Source organism: Streptomyces sp. NPDC018019, from assembly GCF_044327805.1.
In the GTDB taxonomy this organism is placed as follows: domain Bacteria; phylum Actinomycetota; class Actinomycetes; order Streptomycetales; family Streptomycetaceae; genus Streptomyces.
Window position 1 is genome coordinate 388,727 of sequence record NZ_JBIRGD010000001.1, and the last position, 16,316, is coordinate 405,042.

A 16,316-nucleotide genomic window follows, 5' to 3' on the forward strand; every position below is an offset into this window, starting at 1 on the left:
GTCCGGCCAGTGACCGTCGGCGCCTGCCCGGGCGCCGGCCCTCGCCTCTCCCGTAACGGAACGACCGGTACGCGCACGACGCGGCCCGGCCGTACCGAGGGCTGTCCTGTGCGCCGCGAGCAGCCGTACCCGAAGTCGATCAACGTCTGATCAACACACGTTCAACACCAAATCAACACGCCATCAGCACCGACTTTGTCACTTACGAACACCACGCCCACGTCCCGCTGCCCGCTCACGCACCACTAGGTGGACCCACCCATGTCTGATTCGGCCACACACGTCGATCCCCGGCGCTGGAAAGCGCTCATCTTCATCGCCCTGGCGCAGCTCATGGTCGTGCTCGACGCGACGATCGTGAACATCGCGCTGCCCTCCGCCCAGGCCGACCTCGGCATCTCGGACGCCAACCGGCAGTGGGTCATCACGGCGTACGCCCTGGCCTTCGGCGGCCTGCTGCTGTTCGGCGGGCGCGTCGCCGACCTGTGGGGCCGCAAGCGGACCTTCATCATCGGCCTGGTCGGCTTCGCGCTGGCGTCGGCCCTCGGCGGCGCCGCCGCCAACGAAGGCGTGCTCCTCGGCGCCCGCGCCCTCCAGGGCGTCTTCGGCGCGCTGCTGGCGCCGGCCGCGCTGTCCCTGCTCGCGGTGACGTTCACCGAGGCCCGGGAGCGGGCCAAGGCGTTCGGCATCTTCGGCGCCATCGCCGGTGGCGGCGGTGCCGTCGGCCTGATCCTCGGCGGCGTACTGACCGAGTACATGAACTGGCGCTGGACCTTCTTCGTCAACATCCCGTTCGCCGTGGTCGCGGCGGCCGGTGCGCTGGTCGTGATCCGCGAGCCCGCGGGCAGCCGCAACCCGTCCCGCCTGGACGTGCCCGGCGTCATCCTGGCCACCCTGGGCCTGGTGTCCCTGGTGTACGGCTTCACGCGCGCCGAGTCCGACGGCTGGGGCGCCGGGATGACCATCGGCCTGTTCGTGGCCGCCGCCGTGCTGCTCGCGGTGTTCGTCCTGGTCGAGTCGAAGGTCAAGTCCCCGCTGCTGCCGCTGCGGGTGCTCACCGACCGCAACCGGGCCGGTGTCTACACGTCGCTGGGCCTGGCCGTCATCGGCATGTTCGGTCTGTTCCTGTTCCTGACGTACTACATGCAGATAGTGAAGGGCTACACGCCGGTCATGACCGGTCTGGCCTTCCTGCCGATGATCGTCGGCATGATCACGGGCTCGACGCAGATCGGTGCCCGGCTGATGACCCGTGTCCGGCCGCGGCTGCTGATGGCCCCGGGCTTCCTGCTCGCCGCCGTCGGCATGCTGCTGCTGACCCAGATCGGCCTGGACACGTCCTACCCGGTGCACATCCTGCCCGCGTTCCTGCTGCTCGGGCTCGGTATGGGCACGGCCTTCATGCCCGCGATGTCGCTGGCCACGCACGGCGTCCAGCCGCGCGACGCCGGTGTCGCCTCGGCGATGGTCAACACCTCGCAGCAGGTGGGCGGCGCGATCGGTACGGCCCTGCTGAACACCATCGCGGCCAGCGCCACCACCGCGTACGCCGCTTCGCACGCGAAGTCCGCCCCCTCGGTGGACCTGCTGAAGCTGGAGTCGATGGTGCACGGCTACACCGCCGCCATCTGGTGGGCGGTCGGCATCCTGGCCGTCGCCTCGGTCATCGCGTTCACGATGGTCACCACCGGCAGCCAGGGCGGCAGCGGTCCGGTCGCCCGCTCCGGCGACGGCGCGGACGCGGCCGAGGGCGCGGACGCCGAGGCGGACGTGCCGATTCCGGTCATGGCGCACTGAGCGGGTGCGTTCGGGCCGGTGGCCGGGGAACGGCCACCCGTCACCGGCCCCCGGTCACCGGCCCGTCCGGGCCTGAGCACGGCCCACGCCCTGCCGGGCGGGCCCACGCCCCACGCGCCGACCCGCCCCCGTTCCTCAGCGAAGCCAGGGCAGGTCGGCGCCCTGCGGTTGCAGGCCATCGGCCACCGTGCGGCAGATGTCGGCGAGCTGGCCGACCTGCTCGGGGCTGAGCCGGTCGAATATGGCCGCCCGTACGGCGGAGACATGGCCGGGCGCGGCCTTCTCCAGAACGCGCAGGCCCTCGTCGGTCAGGACGGCGTTCTGGCCGCGCTTGTCCGACGGGCAGTCCTCCCGCCGGACCCAGCCGCTCTTCTCCAGGCGGGCCACCGCGTGCGACAGCCGGGAGCGGGTGATCTTGGCGTTCTGGGCCAGTTCGGTCATCCGCAACCGGCGCCGGGGCGCCTGGGAGAGCTGGACGAGCAGTCCGTAGTAGACGTGCGGCATGCCCGCGTCACGCTGGAGCTGGCGGTCGAGGTGGTCCTCCAGGAGCGTGGTGGCATGCAGGTACGACTGCCAGGCGTACTGCTCTTCGTCGTTGAGCCAGCGCGGCTCGCCTGCGGGTTCGGTGCTCATACCATCCACTGTCTCACCGCTCCGTCATTTCTTTAAGTTTTAACTAAGGGTGACGGGGAGGAAATGTGCAGGTGAGCCGTCGTACCGGAACCCCTTGTTTGTTCAGGAACGCTCCGGAACGGGGCCGACCCGTTCAGGAATCGGCGGGAATCAGCTGCTGGGCGCGCACGGCGGCGGCAAGGGCCCGGTCGTCACCGTCCGCGGTCCGGTTCGCCACATCCAGCGCCGTATCCGTCAACTTGATGACGTGCTCATCACCGTGCCGGGCCGATCGCTCGAACACCTCCTCGGCGACGAGCGGGCCGGCGCCCTCCAGTGGCGACTGCATCTCGGCGGCCGAATAGACCGAAGTGATCGCGGCGCTCGCCGTCCAGACCGCGCCGAGCGACACCGCCCACAGTTCGCGGGGGAGCGCGGGCAGGGTGCGCAGGACGGCGTTCGGGGCGGTGGCGGTGTGCACCATCAGGACGCCGTGGCCGTGCCCGTGGTCGAGATAGTGGTGCACGGCGGCCTCGACGAGCGCGGCGGTCCGGTCGCGTACGGCGTCCGGGTCGTCGTACGGCACGTCCAGGGACTCCGCGGCGGCCGGCCAGCCCGGCGTACCGGGGAGCTGGGCCAGACCGTCGAGGGGCAGCACCTGCTGGTCGGCGACGCGCGGGAGGGCGGCCAGGGCTTCGGCGGGCGAGGCGGTCCCGGAGGGGCGCACCGTGACGGGCAGGGTGGTGTGCCGGGCGGCCCAGTAGCCGAGGGCGTGCGCCAACTCCGCGATCCTCGGCGCCTCTTCGCCGTCCTCCAGAAGCGTACGGACGACGTGGCCGACACGGATGACGGGGTGCGTGGCGGCTCCGGCGATACCGGGCAGCAGCCGCGGCCACCAGGTGGCGAGCACGTCCCGCCACGGGCGTTCGGCGACCAGCCGGGTGAAGTAGGCGGTCCAGTCGGTGACCCGGCGCGGATCACCCAGCGCCTGCTGCCAGTTGGCGTCGGTGACCGGGTCCTGCGGACTCGGCACGTCCTCCAGCTTCGTCTCGTAGTGGTCGAGCCAGCGGTGGACGGAACCCGCTTGGCCGTGTCTGACCAGAGCCTCCACCGCCATCGGTCCATGGTTGGCGAGGAAGCCCCGGAACTCCGGGCCCGAGGTGTGCAGGCGCTCCAGAGCTTCGTCGAGGATGCCGCTCGTGGTGTCCATGCGCCGAGGCTAGGACGGGCGGCGGGCGGCGGTAACGGGCGGCGGACGTACGTCCCGGTACGGCGATGGTCGTAAGGCCGCGAGCCCTTCCGCGCCATACCCGACAGGAGATGTCGGGTATCGGGAAGAGGGTGGGCGCATGACGAACGACGAGGCAGGCAAGTACGGGCGCGCGGGCGTGGGCTGGGCCGGGTTCGCGGCGGCGCAGCCACAGCCGGCGGAGCGGGTGCGGGCACGTTTCGCGGCGTACCGGCACCACATCCTGGGGACGCTCCGCCGCGACGGCTCGCCGCGCCTGACCGGCATCGAGGCGGACTTCCGCTTCGGCGAGCTGTGGCTGGGCATGATGCCGGGCTCCCGCAAGGCGCTGGACCTGCGGCGCGATCCGCGGTTCGCGCTGCACGCGAATCCGGGGCCCGGTACGGAGACGGAGGACGGTGACGTACGGGTCGCCGGGCGGGCCGTGGAGGTGACCGACCCGGCGGTGCTCGCCCGGTACGCGCGGGAGACGGAGCCGCCGGAGCCGTTCCACCTGTTCCGGGCGGAGCTGACCGAGGTGGCCCGTACGTACGTCGAGGACCCGCACATCGTGCTGGAGACCTGGCGGCCCGGCGGCCCCCTGCGCACCATCCGGCGGGGCAACGGCGCCGAACCGCCCGAGGTCACCGTGGGGCCTGTGGACGCGGTGATCCGGAATTGACGGGAGGGGCCCGTTCCGGGGGAACGGGCCCCTCGTACCCGGAGGACGGGCCGGCGACAGCGTCCTCAGCCGGACGGGTGCGGATGGCGGTGTGCCCGGCGGGGCCGGTGCCTGCCGTGGGGCTCACGGGTGCGGTGGGTCCGGAAGACGTACAGGGAGACCACGAACATCACCGCTCCCATGATCAGCCCCATCCGCACCGACTCCAGGATGGACGGCCCGGTCGCGTGGGAGATGCTGTAGAGGCAGCCCATCGCGGTACCGAAGAGCGCCCCGTACGCCAGGGCCCGTACCTCGGTGATCAGCGTCGACTGGACGCGCACCAGCAGCAGGCCGAGCACTCCGCTGACGACGGCCGCGATCAGGCCCAGCAGCCAGGCGTGGCCCAGCGAGGAACCGCTGGTGCGGTCGACGAAAACGGTCCACAGGCCGTAGAGGAGCGCCGCGGCGACGGGCAGGGCCACGGCGGTGGTGGACATGCCGTGCGGCTTGGCGCCGGGCGCGTCCGGCCGCCCCGTGGTCGAGTGGGCGGTGGTCGAGCGGGCTGTGTTCGGATCCGACGTGTCCGGGTGCGACTGCGGGTCCGCGGTCGCACCGTGCCGGTGGGCGGGCGTCTTCATGACGGGCTCCTCTCACTCGCCCCCGTCTCCAGGCCACACCCGGGCCCCGCCACCGTCAACCGGAGAAGCCGTTTCCGGTGCGGTGCCGCGCCCGGCCTCAGCCCAGGTGCTTCTCGTACCAGGCGACGTCCCAGTAGCGGCCGAACTTCCGGCCGACCTCGCCGTACGTACCGACGTGCCGGAAGCCGAAGCGGGTGTGCAGCCGGACGGACGCCTCGTTGGGCAGGGCGATGCCCGCGTAGGCGCGGTGCACGTCCTCGTCCGCGAGCGCCTCGAAGAGGGCCTTGTAGAGCAGCGTGCCGACGCCGCGGCCCACGGCCTCCCGCGCGCAGTAGACGCTGACCTCCACCGAGGTGGCATACGCGGGCCTGATCCGGAAAGGGCTACTGGACGCGTAACCCAGGAGACGCCCACCCGGTGCCCGCTCCTGGGCAACCAGAAGGCGGTGCGGGCCGTCTTCAGGGTGGGAGAGCAACCACGGGCGCCGCTGCCCGGGGGTGAAGGGCTCCGTGTCGAATGTGATGGTCGTCTCACGGACGTAGTGGTTGTAGAGGTCCGTGAGGGCACCGAGATCAGCCTCGGTCGCCGTTCTGACCTGCACTTCCTGGTACTCGGGTGGCATCCGACCCCCTTGGTGGGGATGCAGGGTACTGCATGATCACAAAAATCGGGGCTCGGCATGGGAATTCTGTCCGGATTCCAGCCGTTGTTTCCTTCGGAAGGGGTACTCGGAGGCCAGACAGCACCCGGTGTCCCACCGCCACCATCCCGCGACCGACTCACGCAGACTCATCGCAGAGGGAGCACACGCATGGCAACCCGTGCCGTCGCCCGACGTCAGGCCACCAGCAGCGGTGCCGACGGGGCCAACAGTGTTCGCGCCGTAGGCGGGGAGATCGCCGACCGCGACCTGGTCGGCATGTACCTCGACGAGATCGCGCGTACCCCCCTGCTCGACGCCGCCAGGGAAGTCGAGCTGTCCCAGACCATCGAAGCGGGTGTCTACGCCCGCCAGATCCTCGACGGCGTCGTCGAGGACGGCAACGCGGCCGGCGGCACCCGTGAGGAGCTGGAGGCCCTGGCCGCCGAGGCGGAGAAGGCCAAGGACATCTTCATCCGCTCCAACCTGCGCCTGGTCGTGGCGGTCGCCCGCCGCTACCCGCGCTCGGGTCTGCCGCTGCTCGACCTGATCCAGGAGGGCAACGCGGGCCTGGTCCGCGCGGTCGAGAAGTTCGACTACGCGAAGGGCTTCAAGTTCTCCACGTACGCCACGTGGTGGATCCGCCAGGCCATCACCCGCTCCATCGCGGACCAGTCGCGCACCATCCGGCTGCCCGTCCACCTCGTGGAGGAGCTGGGCCGCATCCGCCGTGTGCAGCGCGAGTTCAACCGGGAGAACGGCCGCGACCCGGAGCCCGCCGAGGTCGCGCAGGAGCTGGGCTCCACGCCCGAGCGCGTCACGGACGTCCTGGACTGGGCCCGCGACCCGGTCAGCCTGAACATGTCGGTCGACGACGAGGGCGACACCCAGTTCGGCGACCTGCTGGAGGACACCTCCGCGGCCTCGCCGGAGCAGTCCGTCCTGACGCTGCTGCGCAGCGAGGAGCTGGAGGACCTGATCGACCGCCTCGATCACCGTACGGCCTCGATCATCAAGGCCCGGTACGGCATCGAGGACGGCCGCGAGCGGACGCTCACCGAGGTCGGCAAGCAGCACGGCCTGACCCGCGAGCGGATCCGGCAGATAGAGAAGCACGCGCTGCTGGAGCTGAAGCGGATGGCGCGCGACACGGGGTTCGACGCGGCGGCGTAGGGCGCGCCGCGCTCCCCGGCGCCCCGCGCGTCGCGTGTCCCCGTCGGTGGTGGCCTGACGTGGGATGACCGGCGCTTCTGTACGTGCCCCGAGCGGTCTTCGCCCCTTCCCCCATAGACGAGTCCCGGTACCGTTCTCCCCCCTTCGGTACCGGGGCTCTTTGCTGTCTGCCATTTGCCGCCTCTGTCCGCCGCCCCTCGCCGCTGCCCGCCTTCCGCCGTCCGACGGTCACGGCTGCCCGGCCATGCCCGTTTATGTTGCTTGCGCGCCCGGATGTGTTTACTTCTCGCCCATCTGGTCGTACCTTTGCTTCGAAACCACACGGTCGGGCATGAGGCAGGCGTAAACACCATGTACGCAGCGGAGCGGCAGCAGGAGATCCTGCGTCTGGCACGCGAGGGCGGGCGGGTCGACGTCCTCTCGCTCGCCGAGGAGTTCCAGGTCACCGCCGAGACCGTCCGCCGGGACCTGAAGGCCCTGGACCGGGCCGGGCTGGTGCGCCGGGTGCACGGCGGCGCCATCCCCGCCGGACGCCTGGACTTCGAGCCGGACCTCGCCGAGCGGGACACCGTCGCCGCCGACGAGAAGCAGCGCATCGCGCGGGCCGCGCTCGCCGAACTGCCCGGCGGCTCGGCACCCGGCAGCGTGATCCTCGACGCGGGCACCACGGCCGCCCGGATCGCCGCCGGACTGCCGCTGGAGGCCGAGCTGACCGTCGTCACGCACGCGCTCCCGGTCGCCGCCCGGCTCGCCGACCACCCGGGCCTGACCCTGCACCTGGTCGGCGGCCGCATCCGGCACCGTACGCGGGCCGCGGTGGACGACTGGGCGCTGCGCGCCTACCGCGAGATCAACGCGGACGTGGTGTTCCTGGCGACCAACGGCTTCTCCCTCGAAGGCGGCCTGACCACCCCCGACCTCGCCGAGGCGGCCGTCAAGCGGGCGGCGGTCGCCGCCGCGCGGCGCGTCGTGCTCGTCGCGGACAGCAGCAAGTTCGGGCAGGTGCACTTCGCCCGCTTCGGCGGACTGGACGACGTGGACCTGCTCGTCACCGACACCGGGCTCAGCCCCGACGACGCCCTCGCCATCGAGCGCGCGGGCACGGAAGTAGTGCGCGCATGATCCTCACCGTCACCCCCAACCCCAGCCTGGACCGTACGTACGAGATCCCGTCGCTGGAGCGCGGCGCCGTGCTGCGCGCCACCGCCGACCGGATCGACCCGGGCGGCAAGGGCGTCAACGTCTCCCGGGCCGTCGCGGCGGCCGGGCACCGCACGCTGGCCGTGCTGCCGCTGGGCGGACCGGCGGGCGCGGCGCTGGGCGGGCTGCTGGGGGCGGAGGGCATCGAGGTCGCGGGCGTACCGGTGGCCGGGCAGACCCGGTCGAACATCTCCGCCGTCGAACCGGACGGCACCCTCACGAAGATCAACGCGGCGGGGCCCGAGCTGACGGCCGACGAGTCGCGGGCGCTGCTGGACACCGTACGGACCCACTCCGCCGGCGCCCGCTGGATCGCCTGCTGCGGCAGCCTGCCGCGCGGACTGGCGCCCTCCTGGTACGCGGAGCTGGTCGCCCAGGTGCACCGGGCCGGCGCCCGGATCGCGCTGGACACGTCGGGGCCGTCGCTGACCGCCGCCCTGCGGGCCCGGCCGGACGTGGTCAAGCCGAACGCGGAAGAGCTGGCCCAGGCGGTGGGCCGGCCACTGCGCACGGTCGGCGACGCGGTCGGGGCCGCGCGTGAGCTGCGGGCGCTGGGCGCGGGGGCGGTGCTCGCCTCCCTCGGCGCGGACGGGCAGCTCCTCGTCGACGCGGACGGGGAGCACTTCGCCTCCGCGCCGGTCGCGGCCGTACGCAGCAACGTGGGCGCGGGCGACGCGTCGCTGGCCGGGTTTCTGGCGGCGGGCGGCGTCGGCGTACGGGCCCTGGCCTCGGCCGTGGCGTACGGGGCGGCGGCGGTGCAGCTGCCGGGCAGCGCCATGCCGGCGCCGAAGGATCTGGACGCCTCGGCGGTGGTGGTGGCGCAGGCCGTCCCGCTGGGGCGAGAGCTGCGGGAGCCGGTGTCGTGAACGGGGCACCGTACGGCGGCCGGTCCCGGCCCGGGCGTGCCACGGCTGAACGAGATGGTGCCGGTCCGGTACTTGAAGCGAGCGAAGGAGCCCGCGATGAGTGAGTTGATCACCGCGGAACTGGTCGATCTGGACCTGTCCGCCGGGAGCAAGGAAGCGGCCGCGCGGTCGCTGGCCGAGCGGATGGCCGCCCGCGGCCGGGTCACCGACCTGGAGGGCTTCCTCGCGGACGTGGCCGCGCGCGAGGCCCAGATGCCGACCGGCCTGGACGGCGGCATCGGCATCCCGCACTGCCGCAGCGCCCACGTCACCGAGCCGACGCTCGCCTTCGGACGCAGCGCCGCCGGGATCGACTTCGGCGCCGCGGACGGCCCGGCCGACCTGATCTTCCTGATCGCGGCACCGGCGGGCGGCGACGCCGACCACCTGTCGATCCTGTCGACGCTGGCCCGGCACCTGATGGACGAGCAGTTCACGGGGGCGCTGCGCGCGGCGGACGATCCGGCGGCGGCAGCGGCGCTGATCCGGGGTGATGAGCCGGACGCCGCGCCCGCGGCGGAGGCCGACTCCGACTCCGCGCCGGAGGCCGTGGCCGAGCCGGACGCCGTATCCGGGGTGAAGGCCGGACCCGCTGCCGGGCCGCAGGACACGGCCGTTCCCGCCGCCCCCTTCAAGATCGTCGCCGTGACCTCCTGCCCCACCGGCATCGCCCACACCTACATGGCCGCCGAAGCGCTGGCCAAGGCGGGCAAGGAGGCCGGGGTCGAGCTGGTCGTCGAGACGCAGGGGTCGGCCGGGTTCCGGCGGCTGGACCCGGAGACCGTCGCGGCGGCCGACGGCGTGATCTTCGCGCACGACGTGGAGGTGCGGGACAAGGCCCGGTTCGCCGGGAAGCCGACGGTCGACGTCGGCGTGAAGGCGGGCGTCAACCGGCCCGCCGAACTGATCGCGGAAGTACGGGAGAAGGCCGCGCGGGGCGACGTCTCCGCCCCCGCGACGGCCGGACCCGCGCCCATGGACCGGGACGGCGAGGCGGGCGACGGCTTCGGCACCCGGCTGCGCAAGTGGCTGATGACCGGCGTCAGCTACATGGTCCCGTTCGTCGCTGCGGGCGGCCTGCTGATCGCACTGGCCTTCGCGATCGGCGGGTACGGGATCAACAAGGCGCCGTCCGTCGCCGAGCACTTCGTGTGGACCGAGTCCGCGAGCTGGGCGGCGCTGCTCTTCCAGATCGGCAACGTCGCCTTCGGCTTCCTCGTCCCGATCCTGGCCGGGTTCATCGCGTACGGCATGGCCGACCGGCCGGGCCTGGTGCCGGGCTTCGTCGGCGGCGCGATCGCCCTGACCGTCAACGCGGGCTTCCTCGGCGGTCTGATCGCCGGGCTGATCGCGGGCGCGGTGGTGATGGCGGTCCAGCGGGTGCGGGTGCCGCCCGCGCTGCGCGGGATCATGCCCGTCGTGGTCATCCCGCTGATCTCGTCGGCCGTCGTCGGATTCCTGATGTTCCTGGTGGTCGGCAAGCCCGTCGCGGCGCTCCAGAAGGCGCTGACCGACTGGCTGAGCGGGCTGTCCGGCGCCAACGCGGTCATCCTGGGCCTCGTCCTCGGCCTGATGATGACCTTCGACCTGGGCGGACCGCTCAACAAAGTGGCCTACGCGTTCGCGGTGGGCGGCCTCGCCAACCCCAACGACGGCAGCCTGAAGGTGATGGCCGCGGTGATGGCGGCGGGCATGGTGCCGCCGCTGGCGATGGCGCTGGCCACGACCGTACGCGGCCGGCTGTTCACCCGTACCGAGCGGGAGAACGGCAAGGCGGCCTGGGTGCTGGGGGCGTCCTTCATCACCGAGGGCGCGATCCCGTTCGCGGCGGCCGACCCGCTGCGGGTCATCCCGTCCGCGATGGCGGGCGGCGCGGTGACCGGCGCCCTGTCGATGGCGTTCGGCTGCACGCTGCGCGCCCCGCACGGCGGCGTCTTCGTAGTGCCGCTGATCGGGCAGCCGCTGCTGTACCTGGTGGCCGTGCTGGCCGGTACGGCGGTCACCGCCGCCCTGGTCGTCCTCCTCAAGGGCCTGCGGAAGACCGGCGAGCCCACACCCGCCGCCGCGCCGGAACCCGCGGCCGAGGCCGCGCCGGTGGCGGCCTGACGGGGAAGCCGTGACACGACGGTGGCCGGCCCCCGCGGGGACCGGCCACCGTCGTCGTATCAGGCCCTTCCCACGGCAGGAGGCGCGCCTCCCGGCCGCAGGGGCGCGGCGGGATCAGACCGCGCTGCCCGCCTGCCACTCGCTCCACGACATGTTCCAGCCGTTGAGGCCGTTGTCCGGCTTCACGGTCTTGTCGGGCGAGTTCTTGACGACCACGACGTCACCGATGAGCGAGTTCTCGTAGAACCACTTGCCCGGGGTGTCACCGCCGCCGCCCTTGTTGTCCTGGAGGCCGACGCAGCCGTGGCTGGTGCCGGCCCGGCCGAAGATCGACGGGCTGCCCCAGTAGTTGCCGTGGATGAACGTGCCGGAGGAGGACAGCCGCATGGCGTGCGGGACGTCCTTGATGTCGTACTCACCGCCGAAGCCGACGGTGGAGCCGTCCATCCGGGTCTGGGCGAACTTCTCGGAGATGACCATCTGACCGTTGTAGGTCGGGTTCTTCGCGCTGCCGCCGGAGATCGGGATCGACTTCACCGTCTTGCCGTCCCGCACCACCGTCATGGTCTGGGTGTTCATGTCGACGGTGGAGACCTGCGAGCGGCCGATGGTGAAGGTCACCGTCTTGGACTGCACACCGGTGATGCCCTGGCCGCCCTTGACGCCGTCCAGGTCGATCTTGAGGGTGACCTTGGAACCGGCCTTCCAGTACTCCTGCGGACGGAAGTCCAGGCGCTGCGCGCCGAACCAGTGGCCGACGACCTTCTGGCCGCTGCTGGAGGTCACCGTGATGTGCGACTGCACATCCTTCTTGTTGGTGATCACCTTGTCGAAGTTGAACGACACCGGCATGCCCACGCCGACGGTCTTGCCGCCGTCCGGCGTGTAGGAGCCGATGAAGCTGTTCTTCGAGGAGACGGTGGTGAAGGTGGCGTTCTCGGTGGCCGCCCGGCCCTTGTCGTCCTTGGCGTTGGCGACCAGCTTGTACTTGGTGCCGCGCTCCAGCTGCACCGACGGCTTCCAGGAGGAGCCGTCGGCGGCTATCGAGCCCTTGACCGTCGCCCCGTTGTCCACCTGCACCAGCTTGACGTCGGTCAGCTTGCCGCCGCTGACCTTGACGCCGGTCTCGTTGATGCTGGCGTTGGTGGCGCCGTCCTTCGAGGTGACCGAGATCTTCGCCGAGGAGGCGTCCTTGGCGGCCGCGGCGTCCGCGCCGGCCTGGTCCTTGCCGTCCTTGCCCCCGGCCGAGGCGTCGCCGCCGCAGGCGGACAGGGCCAGGGCACCGGCAGCGAGGAGGGAGGCCGCCGCGAGTCCGCGACGCAGCCGGCGGGTGCGGGACGGTGCGGGCGGCGCGGTGTTGTCCGGCATTGTCACGGGCTGCTCCATGCAGGGGTGTTGTCAGTCAGTGCTGGTAAACAGCAACTACGGACGGGTTTGGTTGCACTCCCGACACTGTTGTGATGAACGTCACTCCAGGAGTGTCGAGGGCGGCAGGGGAGCGTCGGCCGGGCCGGACAGCCAGGCGCGCAACGGGCCGCCGTGCTCGTCCAGGGCGGGCGGGGCGCACGGGGCGGCGACCGGCGTCGCGGACAGCCGCAGCGGGCTGCGCACCTGCGGTATCCGGTCCGCGCCGACCGGCACGACCGGCTCCAGGCCGAGCCGTTCGGCCAGCCGCAGCGCCTCACCGACGGTGTTGACCGGCCCGCAGGGGACGGACGCGGCGCTCAGCCGCTCCGTCCAGGCCGCGGGGGTGTCCGCGGCCAGCCGTCCCTCCAGTTCCCTGACCAGTGCGGCGCGGTGGCGCACCCGGTCCTGGTTGCGCGCGAAGCGCTCGTCGTCGGCAAGCGCCGGCGCGCCCAGCGCGTGCGCCAGCGCCCGGAACTGCCGGTCGTTGCCGACCGCCACGGCCAGCGGCTCGCCGTTCCGGCAGGCCAGCGTCTCGTACGGGGCGATGCTCGGGTGCCGGTTGCCCATCGGGCCCGGGTCGCGGCCGGTGGCCAGCTGCCCGGACACCTGATTGACCAGCGAACCGAGCAGCGACGACAGCAGGTTGACCTCGACGTGCTGGCCCTGCCCCGTACGGTCGCGGTGGCGCAGCGCGGCCAGGACGGCGGTGGCGGCGTCCTTGGCGGTCAGGACGTCGACGAGCGCGACGCCCGCCTTCAGGGGCGGGCCGCCCGGTTCGCCGGTGATGCTCATCAGGCCCCCGGCGGCCTGGACGACGAAGTCGTAGCCCGGCAGCCGCGCGCCCGCTCCGGAGCCGAAGCCGGTGATCGAGCAGTGGATCAGACCGGGGTGGGCGGCGGTGGTCGCCGCCGGGTCCAGGCCGTAGCGGGTGAGCGCGCCCGGCCGGAAGTTCTCGATCAGCACGTCGGCCCGGCGGGCCAGCTCACGGGCCGCCGCCGCGTCTTCGGGGTCGGCGAGGTCCAGTGCGAGGCCGCGCTTGGAGCGGTTGGCGGCGTCGAAGTACGCGGCCGTGCCGTCGGGGGCGAAGGGCGGGCCCCAGGAGCGGGTGTCGTCACCGGTTCCGGGCCGCTCCACCTTGATCACGTCGGCGCCCAGGTCGGCCAGCGTGGCGGCGGCCAGCGGCCCGGCCAGGACGCGGCTGAAGTCGGCGACGAGGACACCGTCCAGGGCCTTCGGCGCGGCGGGCGCCTCCTGGGCGGTGCCGGGGACGGCGGTCGGCTGCGGCACGTGCGTACTCCTCACGTCGCGCGGGCGGTGTGCCGACATGCTCGTGGACGATCTTGCGCGAGGGGAAGGGGGCGTCCTGTGGAGGGGGCCCGCGACGGGGCGTCCCGCGCGTACCGGACGGGCCGCCGGGTGTGGGTGAAGCGTGGGGACGGCGGGAGGGAGGTGGGGAGGTGTGGGAGATACATCACTTGTGGGACGTAAGTCCTTTCAATCCCCTGACGTTGGTCCCTGACATGGTGTCTACTACTGGAATCCGTCCCGCCGGTGCCCGCACGGGGCCCGGACCCGCGCACCGACCTGGAGGACCGCATGCTCCCCTCCGTCTCGCTCCTCCAGCAGATCGGCCTGGTCATCCTGCTCGCCGTCACCATCGGGTGGGCCGTGGGCCAGGCCCGGATCGTGCGCCGGCACCGCTTCGAGCTCCCGGGCGGGCGCGGCCCGGGACCGCTGCTCCGCGCGGTGCCGCGGCAGACCGGCCCGGCCGGACCGCCGTCCGAGCGGGTGGAGCTGAGCGCCGCCGAACGGGAGGCGTTCGCGGGGCTCGTACGGCAACTGGACGGCGACGAGCGGCACTGAGGCGGCGGGCGCCGAAACCGGGACCGGGGCCGGGTGCCGGTGGTCGGCGGCCGGGCAGCCGGTGGCCGTCAGCGCACCGGGCCCAGTTTCAGCAGTGCCAGTGACGCCAGCATCTGCACCGCGACCGCCACGGCCGCCTTCAGGGTGGACAGGTGGTGCTGCCCCCGGATGAGCAGTATGGCCAGCAGGTAGCCGAAGCCCCAGGTCGTCCAGGCGACGGCCTGCACGAGGGTGGAGTCGTGCGGCAGCCATGTCGCCAGCGCCAGCCGCGGCAGGTCGGTGACCCAGAACAGCACGATGAACAGGCTGACCGTCGGCTCGAACCGGCCGTTGCCGCCGATCGTGCGGGCGATGGCGTGGGTGACCACGCCCAGCGCGAGGCTGGCGGCCAGCACGCCCGCCTCCGCGATGGCCGCCAGCTGCAGCGCGAGGTGCTGGTCCAGCGCCCACTGCTTGCGGAAGGCGTCCACCGAGACGATGCCGAGGGCGCCGCTGACCAGGCACAGCAGCACGGCCGCACTCCAGGCGCTGCGGTCCCGTGCCTCGTCCATCACCTCGACCGGCCGGTACCAGAGCCCGAGGACCAGACGGTGCCACCACAGCCGGCGCCGCTTCGGCGGGCCGGGGTCCTTCCCGGGCGGTGGCTGGACGAGCGTGGGGGGAGGCGGCGGCGCGGACATATGGCCGTTTCTACCACCGGAGTCGGGCGGCGGGCTCCGACGGGTTGGCGGACCGGGGCGACGTCCGTGGCGCTGTCCGGGCGAAGTCCCGCCAGGGGGCTGGGGCGTGGTCCGTCCAGAGGCTCGTCTAGAGACCCTGGTCGAAGTCCGGGTAAAGGGCGCGGTACGACGGGAAGCAGCCGCCCGGAGTGTCCACCGTCTCGGCCGCGAGGACGCCCTTGACCACCGCCCGGGTCAGCGCGTCGGCCCCCGCGGCCAGGATCTCGTTGAGCGCGCCGGCCTCCGCGTGCATCCCGAACACCGGGTCGGCCGCCGCCGTTTCCGGCACCAGCGGCCGGTCGCCGGTGGCGAGCGTGAAGACGGCGTCGCCGTCGTTGAGCAGGTGCACCGGGCGTACCGCGCGGGCCAGGCCGTCGTGCGCGGTGCCCGCCAGTTTCTGGGCCTGGGCGCGGGTGAGGACGGCGTCGGTCGCGACGACGGCGAGGGTGGTGTTCAGCGGCGGGTGTACGGAAGCGGCCGAACGGCGCTCGGAAGCGGCGAGGGCCTCGGCCAGGCGGCGCTGCGCGGCGGCGTGCGCACCGGGGGAGGGCATCCGCTCCGCGCTCAGCTCACCGTACTGCCCGTACAGCACCCCGGTACGCGGATCGATCACCGAGCCCGCCGCGTTGACGACCGCCAGCGCGGCGACCGTGATGCCCGACGGCAGCACCAGACTGGCGGTGCCGACGCCGCCCTTGACGCCGCCGGCGAGCGCGCCCGTACCGGCGCCGATGTTGCCCTGGGCGACGGGTGCGCCCAGGTCCGTACCGGCGGCGTCCTCGGCGGCGGCGCGGCCGAACGCGGCGTCCGGGCGGGCCCGCCAGTCGCCGCCCCGGCCCAGGTCGAACAGGGCCGCGGCCGGTACGACGGGGACGACCTGCGCCGGGTCCGGGCCGACCCGGTAGCCGCGGCCGTGTTCCTCCAGCCAGGCCACCGCGCCCGACGCGGCGTCCAGGCCGAAGGCGCTGCCACCGGACAGGACGACGGCCTCGATGCGCTGGACGAGGTTGCGCGGGTCCAGGGCGTCCGTCTCACGGGTGCCGGGGCCGCCGCCGCGTACGTCCACGGCGGCGATGGCACCGCCCTCGGGGGCCAGGACGACGGTGGTGCCCGACAGCCACCCGTCGCCGGTGCGCTGCGTGTGGCCGACCCGCAGACCGCGGACGTCGGTCAAGGCGTCACGGGGGCCGGGCCGTTGCGGGTCCGCCTGGGCGGAAGCGTGGGCGGCGCGGGGTGCGGCTGCGTCGTGCGACTGCTGAGGGTCGTCGGCCATGGCACATGCGTACCACGGGTGATGTGGGGGCGGAATGGTTCGCGGCGGGGACCTCGTCGGGCTCCGCCGGGCCCTGCCGGGGCGGAGCGCG

General features: G+C 72.9%; 15 protein-coding genes. 7 read left to right on the forward strand and 8 right to left on the reverse strand.

Going from position 1 to position 16,316, the window contains the following annotated elements:
- Nucleotides 1-261: 261 nt before the first annotated feature.
- A complete protein-coding gene (locus ACH4FX_RS01855) occupies nt 262-1,797 on the forward strand; it encodes an MFS transporter (protein WP_398474215.1) in 1,536 nt (511 codons plus the stop codon).
- 135 nt (nt 1,798-1,932) lie between these two features.
- Here the strand turns inward: ACH4FX_RS01855 and ACH4FX_RS01860 are convergent, their stop codons facing one another.
- Nucleotides 1,933-2,430, reverse strand: a complete 498-nt coding sequence (locus tag ACH4FX_RS01860) for a MarR family winged helix-turn-helix transcriptional regulator (protein ID WP_398474216.1) — start codon at nt 2,428-2,430, stop codon at nt 1,933-1,935.
- Between the two features lie 133 nt (nt 2,431-2,563).
- Nucleotides 2,564-3,619 carry a questin oxidase family protein gene (locus ACH4FX_RS01865; protein WP_398474217.1) on the reverse strand — a complete coding sequence of 352 codons (1,056 nt, stop codon included), beginning with the start codon at nt 3,617-3,619 and terminating at the stop codon, nt 2,564-2,566.
- A 139-nt stretch (nt 3,620-3,758) separates the two neighbouring features.
- Between ACH4FX_RS01865 and ACH4FX_RS01870 the strand changes: the two genes are divergently transcribed.
- The gene (locus tag ACH4FX_RS01870) at nt 3,759-4,319 is read left to right on the forward strand and encodes a pyridoxamine 5'-phosphate oxidase family protein (RefSeq protein WP_398474218.1); all 561 of its coding nucleotides are present in this window, start codon (nt 3,759-3,761) and stop codon (nt 4,317-4,319) included.
- Between the two features lie 65 nt (nt 4,320-4,384).
- On the opposite strand, the gene ACH4FX_RS01875 is transcribed toward ACH4FX_RS01870, so the two are convergent.
- Together ACH4FX_RS01875 and ACH4FX_RS01880 are read right to left on the reverse strand one after the other, a co-directional pair.
- Nucleotides 4,385-4,939: a hypothetical protein gene (locus ACH4FX_RS01875; RefSeq protein ID WP_398474219.1), complete on the reverse strand. Its 555-nt coding sequence runs from the start codon at nt 4,937-4,939 to the stop codon at nt 4,385-4,387.
- Between the two features lie 97 nt (nt 4,940-5,036).
- Nucleotides 5,037-5,561, reverse strand: a complete 525-nt coding sequence (locus tag ACH4FX_RS01880; protein WP_398474220.1) for a GNAT family N-acetyltransferase — start codon at nt 5,559-5,561, stop codon at nt 5,037-5,039.
- A 189-nt stretch (nt 5,562-5,750) separates the two neighbouring features.
- On the opposite strand from ACH4FX_RS01880, the gene ACH4FX_RS01885 reads away from it, so the two are divergent.
- From ACH4FX_RS01885 to ACH4FX_RS01900, 4 genes are all read left to right on the forward strand, one after another.
- Nucleotides 5,751-6,752: an RNA polymerase sigma factor RpoD/SigA gene (locus ACH4FX_RS01885; RefSeq protein WP_150237735.1), complete on the forward strand. Its 1,002-nt coding sequence runs from the start codon at nt 5,751-5,753 to the stop codon at nt 6,750-6,752.
- A 351-nt stretch (nt 6,753-7,103) separates the two neighbouring features.
- Nucleotides 7,104-7,874, forward strand: a complete 771-nt coding sequence (locus tag ACH4FX_RS01890) for a DeoR/GlpR family DNA-binding transcription regulator (RefSeq protein ID WP_398474221.1) — start codon at nt 7,104-7,106, stop codon at nt 7,872-7,874.
- On the forward strand, nt 7,871-8,818 hold the full coding sequence (pfkB, locus tag ACH4FX_RS01895) for a 1-phosphofructokinase (RefSeq protein WP_398474222.1): 948 nt from the start codon (nt 7,871-7,873) through the stop codon (nt 8,816-8,818). The genes ACH4FX_RS01890 and pfkB overlap by 4 nt, the downstream gene beginning before the upstream one ends.
- A gap of 96 nt (nt 8,819-8,914) precedes the next feature.
- Nucleotides 8,915-10,963, forward strand: coding sequence for a fructose-specific PTS transporter subunit EIIC (locus tag ACH4FX_RS01900; RefSeq protein ID WP_398474223.1), 2,049 nt, complete (start codon nt 8,915-8,917; stop codon nt 10,961-10,963).
- A gap of 114 nt (nt 10,964-11,077) precedes the next feature.
- Here the strand turns inward: ACH4FX_RS01900 and ACH4FX_RS01905 are convergent, their stop codons facing one another.
- Nucleotides 11,078-12,331, reverse strand: a complete 1,254-nt coding sequence (locus ACH4FX_RS01905; protein WP_398474606.1) for an Ig-like domain-containing protein — start codon at nt 12,329-12,331, stop codon at nt 11,078-11,080.
- Nucleotides 12,332-12,430: 99 nt separating this feature from the next.
- Nucleotides 12,431-13,657, reverse strand: a complete 1,227-nt coding sequence (locus tag ACH4FX_RS01910) for a CaiB/BaiF CoA transferase family protein (protein ID WP_398474224.1) — start codon at nt 13,655-13,657, stop codon at nt 12,431-12,433.
- Nucleotides 13,658-13,921: 264 nt separating this feature from the next.
- Here ACH4FX_RS01910 and ACH4FX_RS01915 point away from each other — a divergent pair, with 264 nt between their 5' ends.
- A complete protein-coding gene (locus ACH4FX_RS01915) occupies nt 13,922-14,233 on the forward strand; it encodes a hypothetical protein (protein ID WP_398474225.1) in 312 nt (103 codons plus the stop codon).
- Nucleotides 14,234-14,301: 68 nt separating this feature from the next.
- Here the strand turns inward: ACH4FX_RS01915 and ACH4FX_RS01920 are convergent, their stop codons facing one another.
- The gene (locus tag ACH4FX_RS01920; RefSeq protein WP_398474226.1) at nt 14,302-14,913 is read right to left on the reverse strand and encodes a YIP1 family protein; all 612 of its coding nucleotides are present in this window, start codon (nt 14,911-14,913) and stop codon (nt 14,302-14,304) included.
- A gap of 127 nt (nt 14,914-15,040) precedes the next feature.
- Nucleotides 15,041-16,225, reverse strand: coding sequence for a P1 family peptidase (locus ACH4FX_RS01925; protein ID WP_398474227.1), 1,185 nt, complete (start codon nt 16,223-16,225; stop codon nt 15,041-15,043).
- Nucleotides 16,226-16,316: the final 91 nt, after the last annotated feature.